The following is an 18,323-nucleotide window of genomic DNA, read 5'->3' on the forward strand; positions in this document are numbered from 1 at the left end:
CCGGCGTTTGAGGAGCGGGGGTCTGGGGGCGGAGCCCCCAGGAATCGGGAAGGGGCGGGATGGGGGAGGCCCCCGGCAGGGTCAGCCCAGGCGCTTCGTCAGGGTGTACTCCGTGACGCCCTCCGGGTAGTCGGGGATGGCGCACACCACCGCGTAGCCCTGCTGCTCGTAGAACGCGGGGGCCTGGAAGTCCCACGTCTCCAGGCGGGAGTTGCGGCAGCCGCGCTCCGCCAGGGCCACCGCCTCCGCCCGCGCGAGCAACCGCGCGCCCAGGCCCGCGCCCCGCGCGCCCGGCGCGACCCAGAGCAGGCCCACATGCAGCCACCCCGCCCACGTGTGCCCGGACAGGCCCCCGACCAGCGCGTCGTCGTCCCCCAACGCCCATATCCCGAGCGGAACTTCCCGCTCGGCGGGGGTCCCGCGCATCGCCCGCAGTACGGGTGAGGCGTCCGTATTGGCCGCCCGCAGCCGCGCCCGAAGCAGACGAAGCCGTTCTTTGTCGACTCCCGTCTCAATACGAAACATACGGCTCACCATAAACGCGCCGGACAATCAGTTCTGCAAATCCACTTCCGCTCCGGGCCCCCGTCCGTACTCTGAAGGACAGCGCCGGTGGGGGCCGGCGCCGTTCAGGGGGCGAGACAGTCGGGTACGACGCCCGGCCTGGGGGTGGCAGTCACAGCACGGCGGCGGCCGTGCGGCTGTGGCGCTCCCTCAGGCCGGGCGCCGTATCCGCACTTGGTCCACCGTCCTCCAGCCTGTGGGGGTTTCCGTGGTTCGTATCCGAGTCCTGGTCGTCGACGACCATCGCATCTTCGCCGAGTCGCTCGCGGCCGCACTCGCCGCCGAGCCCGACGTGGACGTGTCCGCCGCGGGCAGCGGCCCGGCGGCGCTGCGCTGCCTTGACCGCGCGGCCGCCGAAGGCCGCAGATACGACGTGCTGCTCGTCGACGCCGACCTCGGCGGCACCGCGCCCGTGCTGCACAGCGCGGCCCGCCCGGCGGTGCCGGTGCACGACGGCCAGGCGGACGGGCTCGTGGACGGCATCTCCCTGGTCACGGGCGTGCGTTCGGCGCAGCCCGCCGTGCGGACCGTCGTCCTCGCGGAGAAGGACGACCCGCGCCGCGCCGCGCTCGCGCTCCAGGCCGGGGCCTCCGGCTGGGTGGCGAAGGACTGCTCCCTGTCCCGGCTGCTCACCGTCATCCGCGGCGTGCTGCGGGACGAGACGCACCTGCCGCCCGCCCTGCTCACCGGCGTACTGCGCGAGCTGACGGCCGCCCGCAAGCACCGTACGGAGTCCGAGCGGCTCGTGGAGTCCCTGACGCCGCGCGAGCGCGAGGTGCTGCGCTGCATGGTCGCGGGCCTCGGCCGCAAGGCCGTCGCGGAACGCCTCTTCCTGTCCCCGCACACCGTCCGCACCCACATGCAGAACGTGCTCGGCAAACTCGGCGTGCACTCCACGCTCGCCGCCGTCGCCCTCGCCCGCAGGGCCGGGGTCGGGCCCGTCGACCTAGCCGGGGACGTTGTCGAACGGGGCGGTCAACTGGCGTAGCAGCGCCGCCAGTTCACCGCGCTGGGCGCGCGACAGCTCGCCGAGGATCGCCCGCTCCTGCTCAAGGAGCCCCGCGAGGGCCTGGTCGGCGCGGTCGCGGCCCTCGTCGGTGAGCCGCACGAGCACGCCGCGGCGGTCGCTCGGATCGGGCAGGCGCTCCACGAGCCCCTTCTTGGCGAGCCGGTCGATGCGGTTCGTCATCGTGCCCGAGGTCACCAGGGTCTGGGTGAGGAGCTGGCCCGGGGACAGCTGGTAGGGGGCGCCCGCGCGTCTGAGCGAGGTCAGTACGTCGAACTCCCAGGGCTCCAGCTCGTGCTCGGAGAACGCCAGCCGACGTGCCCGGTCGAGATGGCGCGCCAGCCTGCTCACGCGGCTCAGCACCTCGAGCGGTTCCACGTCGAGGTCAGGGCGCTCCCGACGCCATGCAGCGACCAGCCGGTCGACCTCGTCCTCCATGACGATCAGTGTAGGGGGTCTGTCGACATGAAGTCTCTTGACGTCAAGATAGTCGGGGGGTGAGGATGGCGACGACCGATCGGCACGCCCAGTCCGCACGGGGTGGCCGTACGGCGTGCGTCCGCACGCCCCGGTGGCGCGCGCCACGCGCCGCGCACCCGCCGGGCCGCGCGCGGACCCCCGCCGCCGCGCCCCGCCCGTACGGCCCCGTCCGACCGCACCCGCGCCCGTACGGTCCCGCCGTACGGCCTGCGCCCGTGCGCCGCAGAGGAGCCCCCTCATGCCGTCCACGCCGTCCCCCGCGTCCCCCACCTGGGACCCGAACCAGTACCTGCGCCACGCGGGCCACCGCAACCGCGCCCTCACCGATCTGCTCGCCCACGTGAGCGCGCCCGCCCACGGGCGGCCCCCGCGCATCGCCGACCTCGGCTGCGGGCCCGGCAACTCCACCGCCCTCATCGCCGAACGCTGGCCCGACGCCCACATCACCGGCTACGACAACTCGCCCGAGATGCTGGAGCGCGCCGCCGACCACGCCGGAACCACACCCCGCGGGGGCCGCGTGGACTTCGCCCACGCCGACCTCGCCCGGTGGACGCCACCGGAGCCGTACGACCTGATCCTGTCCAACGCCACCTTCCAGTGGGTGCCCGGACACGCCGACTCCTTCGCCGCCTGGATCCACGCCCTCGCACCCGGCGGCACCTTCGCCTTCCAGGTCCCGGCCAACTTCGACGCGCCCAGCCACGCGCTGATGCGGGACCTGGCGGCGGCGCCGCGCTGGCGCGCACGCCTCGCCGGGCACCTGCGCCACGCGGACGCCGTCCTCGAACCCGCCGCCTACCTCGACCTCCTCAGCGCGCTCGGCTGCGCCACCGACGTCTGGGAGACCACCTACCTCCAGGTCCTGCCCGGTCAGGACGCGGTCCTCGACTGGGTCAAGGGCACCGGACTCCGGCCCGTCCTCACGGCCCTCGCCGACGACCCCCGGGCCACCGAGGACTTCCTCGACGAGTACGGCGCCCTGCTGCGCGAGGCCTACCCCCGGCGGGACCACGGCACGGTCTTCCCCTTCCGCCGCCTCTTCGCGGTGGCCCGCAAGGCCGGGGCCGAGGGGGCGGTGTGATGCTGACCGCCCTCGACCACGTGCAGCTGGCCGCGCCGCCCGGCAGCGAACCGTCCCTGCGCGCCTTCTACGCGGACGTCCTAGGGATGGAGGAGGTGCCCAAGCCGCCGGGGCTCGCGGCACGCGGCGGCTGCTGGTTCCGGGCGGGGGCCGTCCAGCTCCACCTCGGGATCGAGGACGGCTTCCGGCCCGCGCGCAAGGCCCATCCCGGGCTGCGGGTCACCGGCATCGACGCGTACGCCGCGCGGCTCGTGGCCCACGGGGTCGGCGTCGTCTGGGACGACGCGCTCCCTGGCCATCGTCGTTTCTACGCCCACGACCCCGCAGGCAACCGCCTGGAGTTCCTGGAACCGTCCCCTCGGGCCTGAGCCCCACGGGGCCCTTGGGCCGGGCCCCTTGAGCCGTGCGCCTTGCGCCTTGGGCTGGGCCGCTTGGGTTGTGCGCCTTGGGCAGGGCCCCTTTTGTCCCTTGGGTCGTGCGCTTTGCGCCTCGGGCCGTGCGCCTTGGGCTGGGTCCCTTGGGCCGGGGCCCTGCGGGACGGGCGCCCGCCGCGGGCCCCGCCGGGGCGGTCCCGTCTGCCGCCCCGCCGCCCCGGGCGCGTGGTCCCGGGGCGGGGCGCTCGCCTGCGGCCCTCGCGACATGGGGCTGCGCTGCGCGCCGCCGGGGCAGGCCCACCCACCCGCCCCCACCAGGGGCCAGGGACCTGGCCCACAGGCCTCCACGCCGAAGCCGGGCTCCGGCGGGCCAGGACGGCCCCGCCGAGTTCCGTGGGGCACCACTGACGGCCCCCTCGCCGGGGCCGAGCCGCGTGGAGCCGGGGGGGCGGCCTCGGGGGCCATGGCCGCCACTGGTACGCCGGGGCGGCCCCATCCCCTCTGCCCTGCTTTGCACCCAGGACAGCGGGGCGATGGAGGACACCGGCCGCTAGCGCCTCCGCCGAGGCCAGGCGGCCCGGGGCGGGGGGCAGTCCCGCCACCCGCCCGGGTGGGGTCGCTGGGGCAGCGGCCGCGAGGGCCCGGATGGGGCTTGAGCAGCCCGGGCCCGGGGCGGTCACTGGCAAGGGTTCCGCGTCGGGGCCGGGCTTCGCACGTCGAGGGTGGTCCCGCCCGGCTCGGCCCGGTGGGGGCGGGCGGGTGGGCCTGCCCCGGCGGCGCGCAGCGCGGCCCCGTGCCGCCGGGGCTGGGCGACAGGGCAGCACCGGCAGGCCGAGCTGTGCCGGGGCAGGGCTGTGCGCCGCCGGGGGTGGTCCCACCGCCCGCCCCCGCCTGGGGTGGGGGGGGGCTGGGCGGCTGACTGGCAGGTGCCCCCGCCCTGGAGGCAGGCCGTGCGCAGCCTGGGATGGAGGTTGGCGGGGCGTCAGCGGCAGGCGTTTCGCGCCGGGGCCGGGCCGTGGAAAACCGGGGGCGCTCCCACCGCCCGGTCCCGTCCGGGAGGGGGGCTGGGCTGGGCTGTGCGATGCCGGGGGTGGTCCCCCCGGCCCGCCCCCGCCCCGGGTGGGGATTTGGAGGCTTACTGGCAGGTGCCCCGTCTTGGAGGCAGGCCCTGCACAGCCGGGGACGGAGGTTGGCGGGCCACCAGCGGCAGGCGTGCCGCGCCGAGGCCGGGCCGTGGAAAGCCCGGGGTGGTCCCACCGCCCGCCCCCACCCGGGACGGGGGTCTGGGCGCGCCACTGGCACGTGCCCCGTCCTGGTGGCAGGCCGTGCGCAGTCTGGGGCGGAGGTTGGTGGGGCGTCAGCGGCAGGCGTTTCGCCGGGGCCGAGCCGTGGGAAGCCGGGGCCGGGCCCGCCGCCCGTCTCCCGCCCAGAGTGGGGTCTGGGGGCCGACTGGCACGCGCCCTGCCCCGGAGGCAGGCGGTGCGCAGCCTGGGGTGGAGATTGGCGGGGCGTCAGCGGCAGGCGCTCCGGGTCGGGGCCGGGCCGTGGGAAGCCAGCGCCGGTCCCACCGCCCGCTCCCGCACGGGAGGGGTCTGGGGGCGCTACCGGCAAGCGCTCCGCGTCAGGGTCGGGCCCGCGAAGCCGTCCGCCGCGGTAGCGCCCCGCGCTGAAACGCTGGCCTCGCAAGGGCAGGGAGTTCCCATCGGGGGAGCCTCACCCGGTGGGGGCGGGTGGGTGGGACCGCGCGGCGGCGCGCAGCGCAAGCCCCGTGTCACCGGGCAGCAGCGTGAGGCACCGACGGCAAGCGTCCCGCGCTCTGGACCAGGGAGTTTCGGGCGGGTGGGAGAGGAACCGCCGCGCTAGCCGCGGGGTCGTCGGCCTTGGGGCGCTGCGTGTCGGGGTTCGGCGTCGCACGGCGGGGGAGTTTTGGGCGGGTGGGACGGGAACCGCCGTGGTGGCTGCGGGATCGTGGGCCCGGGGCGGCGCTTCGCGTCGGGGTTCGGCGTCGCAAGGCGGGGGAGCTTTGGGCGGGCGGGTGGGACGGGAACCGCCGTGGTGGCCGCGGGATCGTGGGCCCGGGGGCGACGTTCCGCGGCGGGGCCTGGCCTCGCGAGGCGGGGGAGTTTTGGGTGGGCGGGTGGGAGGAGAGGCCCCGCTGGGCTGGGAGGAAAGGCGCCCGCTGGGCGGGGAGAGGCCCCCGCTGGGCACAGGGACGGCCCCCGCTGGGCACGGGGACGGCCCCTGCTGGGCACGGGGACGGCCCCTGCTGGGCACAGGGACGGCCCCCGCTGAGGGAAGAGGCCCCCGCCGCGGTGGCGGTGGGGGGGGGGCTCGCGACCCGCCGTCAGGCCTTGCGGTGGCCTATCAGGCGCGGCTTCGGCTCCAGGCCGTCCAGACCGTGCCAGGCCAGGTTGACCAGGTGCGCGGCCACCTCCGCCTTCTTGGGCTTGCGCACGTCCAGCCACCACTGCCCGGTCAGGGCCACGCTGCCGACCAGCGCCTGCGCGTACAGCGGCGCCAGCTTCGGATCGAAGCCGCGGGTCTTGAACTCCTGCCCGAGGATGTCCTCGACCTGCGTCGCGATGTCGGAGATCAGCGAGGCGAAGGAGCCCGTGGACTGGGGGATGGGGGAGTCGCGGACCAGGATGCGGAAGCCGTCCGTGTACTCCTCGATGTAGTCGAGGAGGGCGAAGGCCGCCTGCTCGCACAGCTCCCGCGGGTGCCCGGCGGTCAGGGACCCCGTCACCATGCCGAGGAGCTGCCGCATCTCGCGGTCCACGACCACCGCGTACAGGCCCTCCTTGCCGCCGAAGTGCTCGTACACGACCGGCTTGGAGACGCCGGCCTTCGCCGCGATCTCCTCGACGGAGGTGCCTTCGAAGCCCTTGGCGGCAAACAGGGTGCGGCCGATGTCCAGCAGCTGTTCGCGGCGCTCGGCGCCGGTCATACGGGTCCGGCGGGTACGCCGGGGCTTGTCGTTGTTCGAATTCGACGGGCTCTTCGGGGCCCGGGAGGAGCCCTTCGTGCCCGGAGTGCTGGAGTCGGTCGCCACGTGTTCCATCATGCCGCGTCAGCGGCCTGACGGTTGCCAGGGGCATCGATCGCGTCGGCCGGCTTGCGGCGCGCGTCGATCCGGGACCGCGACGGCCACCGCACGTCGTACGCCCAGCCGAACTGTTCGAACCAGCGGATCAGACGCGCCGAGGAGTCGATCTGCCCCCGCATCACACCGTGCCGCGCGGACGTCGGGTCGGCGTGGTGCAGGTTGTGCCAGGACTCGCCGCAGGACAGGACGGCCAGCCACCACACGTTGCCCGAGCGGTCACGGGACTTGAAGGGCCGCTTGCCCACCGCGTGGCAGATGGAGTTGATGGACCACGTCACATGGTGGAGCAGCGACACCCGGACGAGTGAGCCCCAGAAGAACGCCGTGACCGCGCCCCACCACGACATCGTCACCAGGCCGCCGACCAGCGGCGGGAAGAGCAGCGACACGAGCGTCCACAGCACGAACTGACGCGAGACGGCACGGATCGCCGGGTCCTTGATCAGATCCGGCGCGTACTTCTCCTGCGACGTCTGCTCCTGGTCGAACAGCCAGCCGATGTGCGCCCACCACAGGCCCTTCATCAGAGCGGGCACCGTCTCGCCGTACCGCCACGGGGAGTGCGGGTCGCCCTCCGCGTCGGAGAACTTGTGGTGCTTGCGGTGGTCGGCCACCCAGCGCACCAGCGGGCCCTCGACCGCGAGCGAACCCATCACCGCGAGGGCGATCCGCAGCGGACGCTTGGCCTTGAACGAGCCGTGCGTGAAGTACCGGTGGAAACCGATCGTGATGCCGTGACAGCCCACGAAGTACATGAAGACGAGCAGACCCAGATCGAGCCAGCTCACCCCCCACCCCCAGGCCAGCGGCACCGCCGCGACCAGGGCGACAAAGGGGACGGCGATGAACAGGAGCAGCGTGATCTGCTCCAGGGAACCCTTCTGCTCGCCGCCCAGCGTCGCGGACGGGAGCGGGGCGCCGCCGGGCGCCCCCTGAGATTCTTCGATGACATCGGGGCTTGTGGTCATTGGGCGTTCCCCTGGGGGGTCGAGGGTGTGTGCGCAGGCCATGTGCCATGAGAGCGAGTGCCCGCGCCGCGGCCGGCGCATGCCGCGCCTACGGGACCGTAACCTACGGGCACGTAAGTATCGCAGCGCGCGGCCCGGCGGCAAGAGGCCGCGAGACAGCTGGAACGCATCGACACCTATCCTTGGATCGGTCGGACAGCGCGGTCCGCTCTGTTATCTCCCCCGGTTCACCCACCGGGACCCCTCCCAGACGTGCCCACCGTCTCCCACCTCCCCGCGAGGGCCGGGATTCACCGCAAGGAGCCGCACCTGTGAGCAGTGCCGACGACCAGACCGCCCCGCAGGCCGCCGCGAGCACCGCGACGACCACGGCCACCAGCGAGCTGCGCGCCGACATCCGCCGCCTCGGCGACCTCCTCGGCGAGACCCTCGTCCGCCAGGAAGGCCCCGAGCTCCTCGACCTCGTCGAGAAGGTCCGCCGCCTGACCCGCGAGGACGGCGAGGCCGCCGCCAAGCTGCTCGGCGGCACCGAGCTGGAGACCGCCGCCAAGCTGGTAAGGGCCTTCTCCACCTACTTCCACCTCGCGAACGTCACCGAGCAGGTGCACCGCGGCCGCGAGCTCCGCGCCCGCCGCGCCGCCGAGGGCGGCCTGCTCGCCCGCACCGCGGACCGGCTCAAGGACGCCGACCCCGAGCACCTGCGCCAGACCGTCGAGCACCTCAACGTGCGCCCGGTCTTCACCGCCCACCCCACCGAGGCCGCCCGCCGCTCCGTCCTCAACAAGCTGCGCCGCGTCGCCGAGCTCCTGGAAACCCCGGTCATCCCCTCCGACCGGCGCCGCCACGACATCCGCCTCGCCGAGAACATCGACCTCGTCTGGCAGACCGACGAACTGCGCGTGGTCCGCCCCGAGCCCGCCGACGAGGCCCGCAACGCCATCTACTACCTCGACGAACTGCACGCCGGAGCCGTCGGCGACGTCCTGGAGGACCTCACCGCCGAACTGGAGCGCGTCGGCGTCCAGCTGCCCGAAGGCACCCGCCCGCTGACCTTCGGCACCTGGATCGGCGGCGACCGCGACGGCAACCCCAACGTGACGCCCGACGTCACCTGGGACGTCCTGATCCTCCAGCACGAGCACGGCATCAACGACGCCCTCGACACCATCGACGAACTCCGCAGCTTCCTGTCGAACTCCATCCGCTACACCGGCGCCACCGAGGAACTCCTCGCCTCCCTCCAGGCCGACCTGGAGCGCCTGCCCGAGATCAGCCCCCGCTACAAGCGCCTCAACGCCGAAGAGCCCTACCGCCTCAAGGCCACCTGCGTCCGCCAGAAGCTGGAGAACACCAAGCAGCGCCTGGCCAAGGGCACCGCGCACGAACCCGGCCGCGACTACCTGGGCACCACCGAGCTCCTGCACGACCTCACGCTCATCCAGACGTCGCTGCGCGCCCACAAGGGCGCCCTCTTCGCCGACGGCCGCATGAACCGCACCATCCGCACCCTCGCCGCCTTCGGCCTTCAGCTCGCCACCATGGACGTACGCGAACACGCCGACGCCCACCACCACGCCCTCGGCCAGCTCTTCGACCGGCTCGGCGAGGAGTCCTGGCGCTACGCCGACATGCCGCGCGAGTACCGGCAGAAGCTGCTCGCCAAGGAGCTCAGGTCGCGCCGCCCGCTCGCCCCGTCCCCGGCGCCCCTCGACGCCGCAGGACACAAGACCCTCGGCGTCTTCGAGACCGTGCGGAAGGCCCTGGAGGTCTTCGGCCCCGAGGTCATCGAGTCGTACATCATCTCCATGTGCCAGGGCGCCGACGACGTCTTCGCCGCCGCCGTCCTCGCCCGCGAGGCCGGCCTGCTCGACCTGCACGCCGGCTGGGCCAAGATCGGCATCGTGCCGCTCCTGGAGACCACCGACGAGCTGCGCGCCGCCGACGTCATCCTCGACGAGATGCTCGCCGACCCGTCGTACCGCAGGCTGGTCGCGCTCCGCGGCGACGTCCAGGAGGTCATGCTCGGCTACTCCGACTCCTCCAAGTTCGGCGGCATCACCACCAGCCAGTGGGAGATCCACCGCGCCCAGCGCCGCCTGCGCGACGTCGCCCACCGCTACGGCGTGCGCCTGCGCCTCTTCCACGGCCGCGGCGGCACCGTCGGCCGCGGCGGCGGCCCCTCGCACGACGCCATCCTCGCCCAGCCCTGGGGCACCCTCGAAGGCGAGATCAAGGTCACCGAGCAGGGCGAAGTCATCTCCGACAAGTACCTGGTGCCCTCGCTCGCCCGCGAGAACCTGGAACTCACCGTCGCCGCCACCCTCCAGGCCTCCGCCCTGCACACCGCCCCGCGCCAGTCCGACGAGGCCCTCGCCCGCTGGGACGCCGCCATGGACGTCGTCTCCGACGCCGCCCACGCCGCCTACCGCAAGCTGGTCGAGGACCCGGACCTGCCGACCTACTTCCTCGCCTCCACCCCGGTCGACCAGCTCGCCGACCTGCACCTGGGCTCCCGCCCCTCCCGCCGCCCCGGCTCGGGCGTCTCGCTCGACGGCCTGCGCGCCATCCCCTGGGTCTTCGGCTGGACCCAGTCGCGGCAGATCGTGCCCGGCTGGTTCGGCGTCGGCTCCGGCCTCAAGGCCCTGCGCGAAGCGGGCCTGGACACCGTCCTGGAAGAGATGCACGAGCACTGGCACTTCTTCCGCAACTTCATCTCCAACGTCGAGATGACCCTGGCCAAGACCGACCTCAGGATCGCCCGGCACTACGTCGACTCCCTCGTGCCCGACGACCTCAAGCACGTCTTCGCCACCATCGAGGCCGAACACGAGCTGACCGTCCGCGAGGTCCTCCGCGTCACCGGCGAGAACGAACTCCTCGACGCCCAGCCCGTGCTCCGCCAGACCTTCGCCATCCGCGACGCCTACCTCGACCCGATCTCCTACCTCCAGGTCGCCCTCCTCAAGCGCCAGCGCGAAGCGGCCGCCGACGGCGGCGAAGCCGACCCGCTGCTCGCCCGCGCCCTGCTGCTCACCGTCAACGGCGTCGCCGCCGGACTGCGCAACACCGGCTGACCCCACCGCACGACCCAAAGGCCCCGAACCGGTGCGGTTCGGGGCCTTTCAGGTGAAAAGTGCGCTTAACGCCTTGTCGTAGCGGTGGAAGCGCACACGGCCACCCCACAGTTGACCCGTCCTCAGGTCCCCTCGTGGTCGGAAGTGCTGTGGTCCTCCTCGCCCACCGGTACCGTCGCGCGCTCGGCGCCACGGTGGCCGTCCTGCTCACCGCCCTCGCGGCGCTCGCCCTGGTCCCCAACGACAGCGCGGCCCGCGCCGACGCCCGCATGAGCGTCCGCCTCGACCCCGGCACCACGCCGGTGCCGTCCGGCGACCACGTCACCTACAACGGCTTCATCCAGTGCTCCATCCCCGGAGACTGCCAGTCGGTGACCGTCACCTTCACCCCGCCCCCCGGCGCCTCCGGCAAAGGCGTGATCTCCCAGCCGTACCCGCCCGGCGTCACCGGCGTCACCGCCCACGACGACGGCAGCGTCACCGTCACCTACAGCTCCATCGCCAGCGGCCAGAGCTCACAGCTCACCGTCAGCTGGCCCACCGAGGACTACTGGACACCCCCCGGCGACCAGCGCGCGACCATGTCCGCGACCGCCACCAACGGCGACGGCACCCCCAGCACCGACGACGCCGTCGTCGACGTCACCGCCGAACCCAATCCGGCCGTCCGCAAGGAAGGCCCCTCCCGCGCCCGCCCCGGCGAGACCATCACCTACAAGGTCACCGCCACCAACGACCCGCGCAACGCCAACCGCCCCCGCGGCAACCTCGCCCTGGAGCACGCCGTCCTCACCGACGTCCTCCCCGAAGGCGTCGACCTCGTCGACGCCACCCCCGCCGGATACACCTACGACCCTGACACCCGCACCCTCAGCTGGCCCGTCGACACCGAACCCGACCGCCCCGGCGACCAGCTCGCCCAGGTCAAGACCTACCCCTACGGCGTCGTCCACGAAATCCGGGTCAAGGTGCGCGACGGCGTCGCCGACGGCACCACCCTCACCGACACCGCCACCATCAGCGGCGACCCCTTCGGCCCCGGCACCGAAGAGATCACCAAGTCCGACACGGCCGACACCGTCGTCGGCACCGGCGGCGGCGAAGTCTCCGGCACCCTCGACAAATCCGTCGACACCCCCCTCGCCGCCGACGGCCAACGCGTCTCCTACGTCCTGCGCTTCGCCAACACCGGCACCGACCCCGCCGACGCCCGCCTCAGCGACACCCTCCCCACCGGCTTCACCCCCCGGACCCTCAGCCTCTCCACCCCCTCCGGCGGCGCCTACACCGGCGACTGGACCGTCCTCGTCACCCGCCGCGACGGCACCACCGAGACCATCACCCCCAGCGGCCAGACCATCGACCTGAGCCGCCTCGGCGACCTCGTGTCCGTACGCGTCGACGTCCCCGGCCTCGCCGCGGGCGCCAGCCTCATCGCCCAGATCGGCGGCACCGCCGACGCCGGCGAACTCCCCGGCGGCAGCGGCGACGTCGACAACTGCGCCCGCCTGAACCTCACCGGCGCCGCGGGCACCGCCGAAGAAGAGTCCTGCACCAGCTTCCACATCGAACCCGAGGTCTCCCAGCCCGAGCTGACCAAGTCCACCGACCCCACCCCCGTCGGCCCCGGCGGCAGCCACACCTGGACCGTCACCCTCCGCAACGACCGCTACCGCACCGGCTCCTCCCCGCTGCGCCCCCGCTTCGTCGACCTCGTCCCCCGCCAGCTCGCCTACGACAAGGGCTCCTGGACCCTCGCCGACGGCCAGCCCGACTACTGCCCCGCCGCCGACCGCTTCACCGAGACCGTCTCCGAAGGCCCCGACGGCCGCACCCGCGTCGAACTCACCGCCGAACCCGGCGCCGAGATCCCCGCCGACGACTCCTCCTGCACATACGAGTTCCGCACCACCGTCGAACCCGGCGTCGCCAGCGGCACCTACGGCGGCTCGCCCGACAGCGCCGACTACGCGGGCAACCGCGCCGGGCTCTACGACGCCGAGCGGCCCATCAACACCCGCAGGACCGACACCCACGACATCGACGGCGACGGCGACACCACCGAGAACGTCGCCGAGGCCACCGACGACTTCGCCATCGCCGAGTCCTCCGCCCTGTTCGTCACCAAAGAGGTCAAGGGCGACAAGGACGACGCCTTCAAGGGTTCCGCGGAGGTCCCCGGCAAGGAGGACGAGGTCGGCCAGTCCACCATCGGCGGCACCGTCGAATACCGCACCGTCCTCGGCAACATGGGCAACACCGACCTCACCAACGTCGTCGCCTACGACCTGCTGCCCGCACCCGGCACCTACGGCGTCACCAGCGGCCGCTACGAGGACGACGTGACCAGCCAGTGGCGCCCCACCCTCACCGGACCCATCGGCGCGGGCGGCGCCCCCGTGACCATCACCTACTCCGAGGAACCCGACCCCTGCCGCCCCGAGATGGACAACACCCCCGACAAGAGCGCCCCCTTCCAGTGCGGCGGCGAGACCGACCCCTCCTTCGTCCCCGCCGACGACGTCACCGACTGGAGCCGGATCCGCTCCATCCGCTTCGACTTCGACGGGCACGTGTTCTCCGCCGGTGAGCGCTATACGCTGCGCTGGCTGATGGAGGTGCCGGAGCGCTCCCCGGACGGGGAGCCGTTCGAGGGCGGGGAACGCACCTGGAACAAGATCGCCATCGCGGGCGACCGCCGCCAGCCGGACGGCTCCACGCGGGGCCTCCTGGCCACCGAGGCCCCCTGGGTCGTCGACGAAATCCAACCGGCTCCGTCGCCGTCCCCGTCGCCGTCGGATTCCCCGTCGCCTTCGCCCTCGCCGTCGGACTCGCCTTCGCCGTCGCCCTCGCCGTCGGACTCGCCTTCGCCGTCGCCCTCGCCGTCGGACTCGCCGTCACCGTCCCCGTCGCCGTCGGACTCGCCGTCGCCCTCGCCGTCCCCGTCGGATTCCCCGTCGCCTTCGCCGTCCCCGTCGGATTCCCCGTCGCCTTCGCCGTCTCCGTCGGATTCGCCGTCTCCGTCGCCCTCACCGTCGGATTCGCCGTCTCCCTCGCCTTCGCCGTCGGACTCCCCGTCTCCCTCCCCGTCGCCCTCGGATTCCCCGTCGCCTTCGCCTTCGCCTTCGCCGTCTCCGTCCGACTCGCCGTCTCCGTCTGACTCGCCGTCCCCGTCGGACTCCCCGTCACCGTCGCCGTCCGAGCCGACCGAACCCCCGTCGCCCTCGCCCTCGCCCTCGCCCTCCGAGTCGACCCGGCCGCCGACGCTGCCGGACACCGGGTCCGGGGGAGCGTGGCTGGCCTCCGGGATCGCGGCGGCACTGCTCGCGGCAGGCGCGCTCCTCGCGGCGATCGCCCGCAGGCGCCGGGAGGAACAGGGCCACCTGTGAGCTGAGCCCGACCAGAGAGGCCCCACCCCCCGGACCCCGGGCTGAAAAAGACCCCGCCCACCCGCCCCGAAAGGGGGCGGGTGGGCGGGGGAACGTCCGGACGACGGCGGGAAAGCCGCCAGGCCGGGGCCGAGCCGGGCAACCGGGGCCGCACGGGCGGGAGGGCGGGAGAGAAGAGCCCCCCACCGCTCAGGAGTTGTACGTGCCCTGGGCCCGCTCAAGACCCTCCACGACCAGGCACTCGACCGCATCCGCGGCCCGGTCCACGAAGTAGTCCAGCTCCTTGCGCTCCACGGAGGAGAAGTCCTTCAGCACGAAGTCGGCGACCTGCATCCGCCCCGGCGGGCGGCCGATGCCGAAGCGGACCCGGTGGTAGTCGGACCCCATGGCCTTGGTCATCGACTTCAGACCGTTGTGCCCGTTGTCACCGCCACCGAGCTTCAGCCGCAGCGTGCCGTAGTCGATGTCGAGCTCGTCGTGGACGGCGACGACGTTCGCCGTCGGCACCTTGTAGAAGTCGCGCAGCGCCGTCACCGGACCGCCCGACAGATTCATGTACGACGTCGGCTTGGCGAGGACGACACGGCGACTGCCGGGACCCATCGGCCCCAGACGGCCCTCCAGGACCTGCGCCTGGGCCTTGCCGGCACGCTTGAACGTGCCGCCGATCCGCTGGGCGAGCAGGTCGACGACCATGAAGCCCACGTTGTGCCGGTTCATCGCGTAGCCGGGCCCGGGGTTGCCGAGCCCCACGACCAGCCAGGGAGCGCTCGGGTCGGTCGTCATCTGGGTGTCTCCTCCATCGCTGCTCACAGCCCAACCGCCGCCCAGCGCCGGGGCGCTGGACGGCGGTTGTCACTGCCTTGAGAACGCGGCTCAGGCCTCGGCGGCCGCGTCGCCCTCGCCCTCGGCCGGGGCTTCCTCGGCCTGCGCGGCCAGGACCTGCAGGACCACGGTGTCGGCGTCGACGGCCAGGGTCGCACCGGCGGGCAGCGTGATGTCCTTGGCGTGGATGGAGGCACCGGCCTCCAGGCCCGCGATGGAGACCGTGACGGCCTCGGGGAGGTGCGTGGCCTCGGCCTCGATCGGCAGCGTGGACAGCACGTGCTCGAGCAGGTTGCCACCGGCGGCCAGCTCGCCCTCGGTGTGCACCGGAACCTCGACGGTGACCTTCTCGCCACGCTTGACCAGGAGCAGGTCGACGTGCTCGATGAAGCCCTTCAGCGGGTCACGCTGCACGGCCTTCGGGATGGCCAGCTCGCTCTTGCCGTCGATGTCCAGGGACAGCAGCACGTTCGGCGTACGCAGGGCGATCATCAGGTCGTGACCCGGCAGCGTGACGTGGACGGGGTCCGTGCCGTGGCCGTACAGGACGCCGGGAACCTTGTTCTCGCGGCGGATGCGGCGGGCGGCGCCCTTGCCGAACTCGGACCGGGACTCGGCGCTGAGCTTGACCTCAGACATGAAGCACTCCTCGTAGAAAGGTGAACGGATGCGTCACCCGGCCATACGACTGGCCTGCTACGAAGAGCGCGTCGATAACGGACCGCCGTACCCACGTTTGGAACAAACGCGTACGGCATCCCTCGCCGAGCAACTTCACCAGTCTACTCGGCAGGGAGGCCGCACCCAAAACGATCAAGCAGGACTCAGTCCGTCGGACCCGACTGCTCCTCGAAGAGGCTGGTCACAGACCCGTCCTCGAAGATCTCCCGCACCGCGTTGGCGATGGTCGGAGCGATCGAAAGAACCGTGATCTTGTCGAGCTCCAGCTCGTTCGGCGTCGGCAGCGTGTTCGTGAACACGAACTCGCTCACCTTCGAGTTCTTCAGCCGGTCCGCCGCCGGACCCGACAGCACACCGTGCGTCGCCGTCACGATGACGTCCTCGGCACCGTGCGCGAACAGCGCGTCGGCCGCCGCACAGATCGTGCCACCGGTGTCGATCATGTCGTCGACCAGGACACACACCCGGCCCTCGACGTTGCCGACCACCTCGTGGACCGTCACCTGGTTGGCGACGTCCTTGTCACGACGCTTGTGCACGATCGCCAGCGGCGCGCCCAGACGGTCGCACCAGCGGTCGGCCACCCGCACCCGGCCCGCGTCCGGGGACACGACCGTGAGCTTGTCCTTGTCGACCTTCGCACCCACGTAGTCCGCGAGGATCGGCAGCGCGAAGAGGTGGTCGACCGGACCGTCGAAGAAGCCCACGATCTGGTCGGTGTGCAGATCCACCGAGACGATGCGGTCCGCGCCCGCCGTCTTCAGCAGGTCCGCCACCAGACGCGCCGAGATCGGCTCACGGCCGCGGTGCTTCTTGTCCTGACGGGCGTAGCCGTAGAACGGCACGATCACGGTGATGCTCCGCGCGGAGGCCCGCTTCAGAGCGTCGATCATGATCAGCTGCTCCATGATCCACTTGTTGATCGGAGCCGTGTGGCTCTGGATCAGGAAGCAGTCCGCGCCACGTGCCGACTCCTGGTACCGCACGTAGATCTCGCCGTTGGCGAAATCGAAGGCCTTCGTCGGTACGACGCCGATGCCCAGCTGGTGGGCGACCTCCTCGGCCAACTCGGGGTGGGCGCGGCCGGAGAAGAACATCAACTTCTTCTCGCCGGTCGTCTTGATCCCGGTCACAGCACTGTCTCCTCAGACGAGTTCTTCCGCTGCTGCACCCGCGATACATCCAGAGGTCCAGGAGCGATACTCCGCATCCCAGGACATAGGCCGCGCCACGAGTCAGCCGATTGGTGTGCACCTATCACGGTACGCGGTGTTCAGCGCACCTTTTTCCAGTCACGTTGCCGGTCAGCCCTCGCCGACCGCGTTCTCGGACCCCCGGGAAGCCGCCTCGGCCGCCTTCGCCGCCGCGCTCCCCGGACGCTTACGGGCCACCCAGCCCTCGATATTCCGCTGCTGGCCACGGGCGACGGCCAGCGAACCCGGCGGCACGTCCTTCGTGATCACGGACCCCGCCGCCGTATAAGCACCGTCGCCAATCGTGACAGGAGCCACAAACATGTTGTCCGAACCCGTCTTGCAGTGCGACCCCACCGTCGTGTGGTGCTTGGCCTCACCGTCGTAGTTCACGAAGACGCTCGCGGCCCCGATGTTCGAGTACTCACCGATCGTCGCGTCCCCCACGTACGACAGGTGCGGCACCTTCGTGCCCTCACCGATCGTCGCGTTCTTCATCTCCACGTACGTCCCGGCCTTGGCCTTCGTCCCCAGCCGCGTACCCGGCCGCAGATACGCGAACGGGCCCACCGACGCCCCCGCACCGACCTCCGCACCGTCCGCCACCGTGTTGTCCACCCGCGCGCCCGCACCCACCACCGTGTCCTTCAGGCGCGTGTTCGGACCGACCTCCGCACCCTCACCCAGGTGCGTCGCCCCCAGCAGCTGCGTCCCCGGGTGCACCAGCGCGTCCCGCTCGAACGTCACCGTCGCGTCCACCCACGTCGACGCCGGATCCACGACCGTCACACCCGCCAGCATGGCCTCCGTCAGCAACCGGTCGTTCAACACCCGCCGCGCGTCCGCCAGTTGCACCCGGTTGTTGATCCCCGCGATCTCCCGGTGATCCGCCGCCACCGACGCCCCGACCCGGTGCCCCGCCTCCCGCAGGATGCCGAGCACGTCCGTCAGGTACTCCTCACCCTGACTGTTGTCCGTACGCACCTTGCCGAGCGCGTCCGCCAGCAGCTGACCGTCGAACGCGAACACCCCGGAGTTGATCTCCCGGATCGCCCGCTGCGCGTCACTCGCGTCCTTGTGCTCCACGATCGCCGTCACCGCGCCCGACGCCGGGTCGCGCACGATGCGGCCGTAGCCGGTCGCGTCGGGGACCTCGGCGGTCAGGACGGTGACGGCGTTGCCGTCGGTGGCGTGGGTGTCGGCCAGCCGCCTCAGCGTCGCGCCCGTCAGCAGCGGGGTGTCCCCGCACACGACCACCACGGTCCCCTCGACCCTGCCGCCGATCTCCTCCAGGCCGATGCGGACCGCGTGACCCGTGCCGTTCTGCTCCGCCTGGTACGCGGTGCGGGCCTCCGGGTCGATCTCCGCGAGGTGCGCCGTCACGCGCTCGCTGCCGTGCCCCACGACGGCGACCAGGCGCTCCGGCGCGAGCTCACGCGCGGCGGCGAGCACGTGCCCGACGAGGGAACGGCCACAGATGTCGTGCAGGACCTTCGGGGTGGCCGACTTCATACGGGTGCCCTCACCCGCTGCGAGGACGACGACGGCTGCCGGGCAATTGGCGCTCACGGGGGTGCCC

13 protein-coding genes are annotated in these 18,323 nt (G+C 72.6%); 5 read left to right on the forward strand and 8 right to left on the reverse strand.

Translation table 11 applies throughout. From position 1 onward, the window contains the following. Positions 1-81 precede the first annotated feature (81 nt). Positions 82-537, reverse strand: a complete 456-nt coding sequence (locus AC5WAM_RS23990; protein ID WP_366791550.1) for a GNAT family N-acetyltransferase — start codon at positions 535-537, stop codon at positions 82-84. Positions 538-772: 235 nt separating this feature from the next. Here AC5WAM_RS23990 and AC5WAM_RS23995 point away from each other — a divergent pair, with 235 nt between their 5' ends. Beyond that, positions 773-1,552, forward strand: coding sequence for a LuxR C-terminal-related transcriptional regulator (locus AC5WAM_RS23995; RefSeq protein ID WP_138960158.1), 780 nt, complete (start codon positions 773-775; stop codon positions 1,550-1,552). Here AC5WAM_RS23995 and tamR read toward each other — a convergent pair. Continuing rightward, positions 1,511-2,008 carry a MarR family transcriptional regulator TamR gene (gene tamR / locus AC5WAM_RS24000; RefSeq protein ID WP_138960157.1) on the reverse strand — a complete coding sequence of 166 codons (498 nt, stop codon included), beginning with the start codon at positions 2,006-2,008 and terminating at the stop codon, positions 1,511-1,513. The genes AC5WAM_RS23995 and tamR overlap by 42 nt on opposite strands. 280 nt (positions 2,009-2,288) lie before the next feature. On the opposite strand from tamR, the gene AC5WAM_RS24005 reads away from it, so the two are divergent. Both AC5WAM_RS24005 and AC5WAM_RS24010 read left to right on the forward strand, forming a co-directional pair. After that, the gene (locus tag AC5WAM_RS24005; RefSeq protein ID WP_495518766.1) at positions 2,289-3,134 is read left to right on the forward strand and encodes a trans-aconitate 2-methyltransferase; all 846 of its coding nucleotides are present in this window, start codon (positions 2,289-2,291) and stop codon (positions 3,132-3,134) included. Beyond that, positions 3,134-3,502 (forward strand): VOC family protein, encoded by a 369-nt coding sequence (locus AC5WAM_RS24010; RefSeq protein ID WP_495518767.1) that lies wholly within the window; start codon positions 3,134-3,136, stop codon positions 3,500-3,502. Before AC5WAM_RS24005 ends, AC5WAM_RS24010 begins: the two co-directional genes overlap by 1 nt. Before the next feature lie 2,350 nt (positions 3,503-5,852). Here the strand turns inward: AC5WAM_RS24010 and AC5WAM_RS24015 are convergent. Both AC5WAM_RS24015 and AC5WAM_RS24020 read right to left on the reverse strand, forming a co-directional pair. Continuing rightward, a complete protein-coding gene (locus AC5WAM_RS24015) occupies positions 5,853-6,572 on the reverse strand; it encodes a TetR/AcrR family transcriptional regulator (protein WP_138960154.1) in 720 nt (239 codons plus the stop codon). Continuing rightward, positions 6,569-7,582, reverse strand: coding sequence for an acyl-CoA desaturase (locus tag AC5WAM_RS24020; protein ID WP_366791548.1), 1,014 nt, complete (start codon positions 7,580-7,582; stop codon positions 6,569-6,571). The genes AC5WAM_RS24015 and AC5WAM_RS24020 overlap by 4 nt, the downstream gene beginning before the upstream one ends. A gap of 311 nt (positions 7,583-7,893) precedes the next feature. Between AC5WAM_RS24020 and ppc the strand changes: the two genes are divergently transcribed. Continuing rightward, on the forward strand, positions 7,894-10,656 hold the full coding sequence (gene ppc, locus AC5WAM_RS24025; RefSeq protein WP_495518768.1) for a phosphoenolpyruvate carboxylase: 2,763 nt from the start codon (positions 7,894-7,896) through the stop codon (positions 10,654-10,656). A gap of 134 nt (positions 10,657-10,790) precedes the next feature. Beyond that, positions 10,791-14,045 (forward strand): hypothetical protein, encoded by a 3,255-nt coding sequence (locus AC5WAM_RS24030; protein ID WP_495518769.1) that lies wholly within the window; start codon positions 10,791-10,793, stop codon positions 14,043-14,045. A 189-nt stretch (positions 14,046-14,234) separates the two neighbouring features. Here the strand turns inward: AC5WAM_RS24030 and pth are convergent, their stop codons facing one another. The 4 genes from pth to glmU form a co-directional block, all read right to left on the reverse strand. Further along, positions 14,235-14,831 carry an aminoacyl-tRNA hydrolase gene (gene pth, locus AC5WAM_RS24035; RefSeq protein ID WP_366791546.1) on the reverse strand — a complete coding sequence of 199 codons (597 nt, stop codon included), beginning with the start codon at positions 14,829-14,831 and terminating at the stop codon, positions 14,235-14,237. Positions 14,832-14,921: 90 nt separating this feature from the next. Further along, on the reverse strand, positions 14,922-15,509 hold the full coding sequence (locus AC5WAM_RS24040; protein WP_366791545.1) for a 50S ribosomal protein L25/general stress protein Ctc: 588 nt from the start codon (positions 15,507-15,509) through the stop codon (positions 14,922-14,924). Between the two features lie 185 nt (positions 15,510-15,694). Continuing rightward, on the reverse strand, positions 15,695-16,684 hold the full coding sequence (locus tag AC5WAM_RS24045) for a ribose-phosphate diphosphokinase (RefSeq protein WP_366791544.1): 990 nt from the start codon (positions 16,682-16,684) through the stop codon (positions 15,695-15,697). Between the two features lie 171 nt (positions 16,685-16,855). Beyond that, positions 16,856-18,313 (reverse strand): bifunctional UDP-N-acetylglucosamine diphosphorylase/glucosamine-1-phosphate N-acetyltransferase GlmU, encoded by a 1,458-nt coding sequence (glmU, locus tag AC5WAM_RS24050; RefSeq protein ID WP_495523642.1) that lies wholly within the window; start codon positions 18,311-18,313, stop codon positions 16,856-16,858. Positions 18,314-18,323 lie beyond the last annotated feature (10 nt).

The organism is Streptomyces sp. JLYT201, assembly GCF_059448825.1.